This is a genomic window from Mesorhizobium sp. M5C.F.Ca.IN.020.32.2.1 (genome assembly GCF_004023105.1).
Classification (GTDB): domain Bacteria; phylum Pseudomonadota; class Alphaproteobacteria; order Rhizobiales; family Rhizobiaceae; genus Mesorhizobium; species Mesorhizobium wenxiniae.
On the sequence record NZ_RZSX01001040.1, the window covers coordinates 1 to 1980 of the forward strand.

Below are 1980 nucleotides of genomic sequence, written 5' to 3' on the forward strand. Positions count from 1 at the left end.
GTTTTGCCTAGCGGCCAAAGCCTGATTGCAGTCAGGCCGGATCGCAGGTTGCCGCGATTGCCGGCGTGCTGCCCCGGCGCCGACTGGAATGGAGCGCGAACAGACCGGCGCCGATGATCAGGGCGGCGCCGATGACGGTGGTCGATCGCGGCACTTCGGCAAAGAACAGGAAACCCCACAGCGGCGACCAGATGATGCCGGTGTATTCGAAGGTGGCGACGCTGTTGGCGGGCGCCAGCCGATAGGCCTGCGACAACAGGATCATCCCGGCCGAAGCGCCGAAGCCGCAGGCGGCCATCGTCAGAAAATCGATCCGCGTCGGCCAGATCCATGGCCTGACCAGGAATTCGAGGCTCGGATGCGTGGCATGAGTTATTCCTGCCAGCCAGAACAGCACGGCGACCGCTGCAGCGCCCACGAGGTAGACGCCGTTTTGATAGAACGCCATGACCGTGGCTGAGTCGGTGTCGCCGATCTTGCGGGCCATCAACTGCGAAAACCCGTACAGCACCGCCGACGCCAGCGACAGCAGTGCCGCCCAGTCGAACAGCCCGGCACCGGGCCGCAGCATTACCAGCACGCCCAGCATCCCGACCATGACGGTGACCAGCGTCTGCCACGCCACCCGTTCGCCGAGATAAGGGCCGGCAAGAACCATGATGAACAGCGGCGTTATGAAATAGAGCGCCACCGCGTCGGCAAGCGGAAGGGCGGCGATCGCCAGATAATAGACCGTGTAGGAGGTGAACAGGATGAAGGCGCGCGTCGTCAGCATGCGAAATCGCTTTGAAAAGATCGCCCGGAGCCCGACATCGGCATGAACCAGCACGAGAAGAATGGGCAGGGCGACGATCGAGCGGATCGCCATCACCTCGGTCACCGGATAGGTGCCCGACACGGCCTTGATCAGCGGATCCTGGAGCGAGAACACCAGAACGCCGAGGCAAAGGCTTGCCATGCCGAGAACGATCCGGTTCTGCATGTCGTTCGACGGCTCCTTGCAGTGCGGCCCGGAACCGGGCCTGCGTTCGGGGTAAAAAGAACCCGCCACCGTTTCGGGCAGCGGGTACGAGTGAGGACTCTATATTGGTCCGCAGCCGATTTCGCAGCCGCATATCCAATGGGTGAAGCGACTATTATCCGCCGTTTGACATGTTGCAAACGAATTGGAATGATACCTGCAATCAGAATTTCTTATGGCGGACAAATGAAGCCCACGCTCGACAGCGATCTGCTGCGCACCTTCGTAGCGGTTGCCGATACCGGCAATTTCACCAAGGCAGCGGAGCAGGCCGGCCGTACCCAATCGGCGGTTTCGATGCAGATGAAGAAGCTCGAAGATGTGCTCGGCGACAGTCTGTTCGAGCGCGGCTCGCGCGGTGTGGCGCTGACGCGACGCGGCGCCGAACTCATCGTCAACGCCCGCCGGATCGTGTCGCTGCTGGACGAGACGGCGGCCTCGATGGTCGCGGCGCCGCTTGGCGGGCCGGTGCGCATCGGCATTCCAGAAGAATATGGCCACGCGATCCTGTCGCGCGCCCTCGGCGCTTTTGCCAAGCGCCATCCTCAGGTCGACATCACCGTCCGCTACGCGCATTCGGGTGCGCAGATCGCGGCGCTCGCCGCCGGCGACCTCGATCTGGCGGTGGTGTTCGAGTGGCAGGACCTCTCCGGCGGAGAGGTGCTGATGCTTGATCCGACCGTATGGGTAACGTCGGAGCTGCATCACATGCATGAGGAGCGACCGGTGCCGATCGCCCTCCATAATCGTGCCGGCTGGTGCAAGGATTTCGCGATCAAGTCGCTGGAGCAGCGCGGTCTCGCCTACCGCGTCGCCTATACCAGCGACACCAATGGCGGCCTGCGGCTCGCCGTCACCTCCGGGCTGGCGATCGCGCCGATCTCGCGCAGCAACATCCCGGCCGGCTGCCGCGAACTTACGGCCGCCGACGGGTTCGGCGACATCGATTCGTCGAACGT

General features: G+C 63.5%; 2 protein-coding genes. One reads left to right on the forward strand and one right to left on the reverse strand.

Going from position 1 to position 1980, the window contains the following annotated elements; genetic code table 11:
- Nucleotides 1-31: 31 nt before the first annotated feature.
- Nucleotides 32-982 (reverse strand): DMT family transporter, encoded by a 951-nt coding sequence (locus EOA86_RS32515; protein ID WP_128345335.1) that lies wholly within the window; start codon nucleotides 980-982, stop codon nucleotides 32-34.
- A 225-nt stretch (nucleotides 983-1207) separates the two neighbouring features.
- On the opposite strand from EOA86_RS32515, the gene EOA86_RS32520 reads away from it, so the two are divergent.
- Nucleotides 1208-1980: LysR family transcriptional regulator (locus EOA86_RS32520; protein WP_128345336.1), on the forward strand; the 773-nt coding region annotated here is incomplete at its 3' end.

Excerpts from the sequence above, each read along its gene's own strand:
- EOA86_RS32515 (WP_128345335.1), bottom strand. The coding sequence starts at position 982 with ATGCAGAACCGGATCGTTCTCGGCATGGCAAGCCTTTGCCTCGGCGTT.